This is a genomic window from Polynucleobacter sp. 35-46-11, from assembly GCF_002281105.1.
This window is the reverse complement of sequence record NZ_NCFJ01000279.1, coordinates 1-3,419: the sequence shown is the minus strand read 5'-3', so window position 1 is coordinate 3,419 and position 3,419 is coordinate 1. Positions and strand designations below refer to the sequence as shown.

Genomic DNA, 3,419 nt, shown 5'->3' with positions numbered 1-3,419 from the left:
ACATTAAAGCCCATCAAGTAGCCACCCCCAAGCCCCACGCCCCAAAGTGAGCCGGCATAAATGACCATCGGCCAGAAGGCAATCCGATAGGCTCGCAGTATGAAGGCTGCTGTAATCTGCAGGGCATCAAAGACTTGATAAAAAGCGATAAACAAAAAGAGTGGAATCGAGAATAATTTCACTTCTTCTGGTGGATCATATAAATCTAAAAGTTGCACTCTAAAAATCCAGACTGCGATACCAATCAGAACGCACAAAGTTGTTGTGAAGAATACCGAGGACCATCCAATTTCCTCAGCACGTTCTTGTTTGTCGGCGCCAATAGATTGAGAGACCAGGGTCATCGTCGCAATCGACAGGGATAGTGGCACCATATAGATTACGGTCCCCATATTAGCCACAATTTGATGACCAGCTAAAGCAGTAGTGCCTAGCCGCGCAATAAAGAGTGACATGAAAGTAAATGAGGTTACTTCAATCAAATAGCTAAAGCCAATAGGCGCACCCAATTTCAAGAGCGTCCAGATGCGATGCCAGTCGGGCCAGCTAAAGCGTGCAAAGATCTTAAATGGTCTGTAAAAGCCATCAAAGAGAACAAAGCCCAGGGTGATGATGAGCCAGAACCAATTGATGATGACGGTAGCAACTGCGCAACCTGGGCCACCCATACCTTCAATGCCCAGTCCACCATAAATAAATAGGAGATTGAGCGGGAGCTTTAAGCCTAAGCCAATCAGTTGCACCACGGTAATGACTGCTGGCCTGGAGACGGCATTGTGTAGTGCCATGAGAACCCGCATTGCCATGCTTGCTGGTAAGCCAATAGCAAGAATATTGAGGTACAACTTCGCCTTGCCTTCAATATCTGGTGTGACTTGGGAGATTTGCAGAAGAAGATCGGCATTGAGCAGAATGGCGCCACCCAATACAGTCAGACCTACTGCTAGCCAAGTGGCTTGACGCACTTCTTCACCAATCTCTCCATAACGCTTTGCACCAAAGAGTTGTCCAGCAATTGGGGCGAGGGCAGAGATGACGCCAGTTAGGCCAACATAGATGCTGATAAAGATGGCGGAGGCCATTGCCAAGGCAGCCAAGTCATCAGCGGAGTAGCGTGCAGTCATAGCGGTATCTAAAACACCAAAGGTAATGACTGCAAGCTGACCAATCAGTAGGGGACCAGCGAGTTTTAGTAGAGAGGGAATATCCTCGCGCAAACGCGATAATTTAAAGTGCAGCACGTTTTATTCTTTACCAGCAGGGGTAATTTGATAGAGGCGCAGGCGCTCATCTCGGTCAGATGCGCGGCGATCTTCCCAAAGTAATTCTATTTTCTTTTTGTTGAGGCTAGCGTAAGCCTTAGCCTCTGAAGAGCTATGAGTCAGCATCAGATTGCAGCTAGGGTCATCTCGTAGTGGTAGTTTGGTGAAGTAATTAAACGAAGCTAACTGTGCGGGACCTAGATTACTTGTATCGATACACCCTGGTGTGTTGGCAATCATTTGCACCAGACGATCAGATACATCGCGATAGGTCTTGGCATAGTTAATTGTTGGCAACCAAAGCGTCATCAATAAGACCCACATCAAGGTGGTTCCAGACGCAGAGATAATCAGGCAGCGCCAGATTTCTTTTGGAGCGCGCGATGTTCTCCAGCGCACAATCGCTAACCACACACCAGTAATAATCAGGGCAATCACAAAACCAAAGTAATCAAACTGCGCCTGAAAGCCTGGCAGGAGTCTTGCTAAATTGGCAGCTGTCGATTTAGGGAAGCCAGTCACTTTTGCAAGCCAAATAATCCAAATGGCCAAAGCGATCATGGTGAAGCTAAACATCGCAAACCAATCGATAAAGCTAATGAGGTTACGCTTGAGTATTGGTAAGCTAAATGCAGCAATGATCGACAGGCTCGGAATCAAAATGATGAGATCATGTTCATTCGCCTCAAGGCGGAAGAGAACATAAATCAAGCAACCAATAAATACACTTAGCGGAATGCACAGATGCGGCGCACGCCATTGGCCTGCCTCTTTGACTCGACCCCAGTGGGCAAGAGAGATGATCGCTAGCGGCCAAACTGGCCAAGCGTAAGCCCAGAAGTTAACACTCAAAAATCCGAGGGATTCAATGGAAGGCGTTGCGCGCATCTCTGGCATATTGCGCCAGCCCTCTTCAGCGATATGACGCCACTCTGGAGTGATGTTACCTAGGTACCAAAGCGCGGGCCAAATCGCAAAACCAATCAAGCCTAAAACTGTACTAGTTAAAGTCCAACGAAAGCGTAATTTCGCATTACTCGCAATCACCGCAATGATGGTGGAGCTGACAACAATTAAGCTAAGCGTGAGATTACTAGAGAGTACAACAATCGCAATGCCAAGACCAGTCCATAAGCCACCTTGCCAAGGCTTATCTAAACCACGCACTGTGCCATATAAGACAATGCTGATGCCCATCAGTTGGGCCATCATTGGTGTGGTCTCATGTGCACGTTGTGCAAGACCGACGCAAGCCAAGAATATCAATAGCGCACCATCAGCTAAAGTCATTCCATAGTTTTTACGACCAGGCTGACCACCCACTGCTAAGACCATGGGCTGAACTTCTTGACGGCGACCTAATAGGTAAGTCGCATACCAAATAGCGAGAGCAGCAGCGAAGAAGCAGATTGCTGCATAGAGACGTGCAGCATTGGCCATTCCAATCCAGGGACCAAAGAGATCCATGAGGGTGGCACCTAGCCAGTAAGGAAAGGGTGCGCCCAGAGAAACATCGCGTCCTGCAAGATGCGGAACAATCCAATCGAGTGCTTTGCCACTTTGCAAAGTCCACATGCCACCAAATCCGATGGCGTCTTCATTCTTCCAGGGATCGCGTGCAAAAAGACCGGCAAAACCATAGACCAAAGTCAACGCAAAAATAATGATGCGTGGAATGGAGGTGGTAGCAGCGGCAGTGAGTTTGACCATAGAAAACTAGCAATAAAAAAGGCAGCAAACGCTGCCTTGATTATCTCGCAGGGGAGGGTGAATACTGAATATCCAAACCCCAACCCCTTTGTAGAGTAAGTCTATTACTTCTTCTTAGCTGGCTTTTCAGCAGCTTTAGCTTCTGCAGCGGCAGCTTTTTTCTCAGCTGTTTTAGCAGCGCCATCGCCAGTTGCTTTAGCAACAGCTTTAGTACCGAATTTCTGACGGAATTTCTCAACACGACCGGCAGTATCCATAATCTTCTGGGTGCCAGTGTAGAAAGGGTGTGACTCAGATGAAGTCTCGATCTTGGCCAATGGATACTCATTGCCATCTTCCCACTTGATTGTCTCTTTAGTAGACATAGTGGAGCGAGTCTTGAAGCTGAAGTTATTAGAAACGTCTACAAAGACGATTTCACGATATTCGGGGTGAATGCCAGGTTTC

At 47.6% G+C, this 3,419-nt stretch carries 3 protein-coding genes; all 3 read right to left on the bottom strand.

Going from position 1 to position 3,419, the window contains the following annotated elements; translation table 11 throughout:
* Positions 1 to 1,241, bottom strand: a 1,241-nt coding sequence (locus tag B7Y67_RS13445) for an MATE family efflux transporter (protein WP_293599090.1), incomplete at its 3' end; no start/stop codon positions are given.
* 3 nt (positions 1,242 to 1,244) lie between these two features.
* Complete coding sequence (locus B7Y67_RS13440; RefSeq protein WP_293599089.1) at positions 1,245 to 2,972, bottom strand: hypothetical protein; 1,728 nt, start codon at positions 2,970 to 2,972, stop codon at positions 1,245 to 1,247.
* Between the two features lie 104 nt (positions 2,973 to 3,076).
* Positions 3,077 to 3,419: type B 50S ribosomal protein L31 (locus tag B7Y67_RS13435; RefSeq protein WP_293599088.1), on the bottom strand; the 343-nt coding region annotated here is incomplete at its 5' end.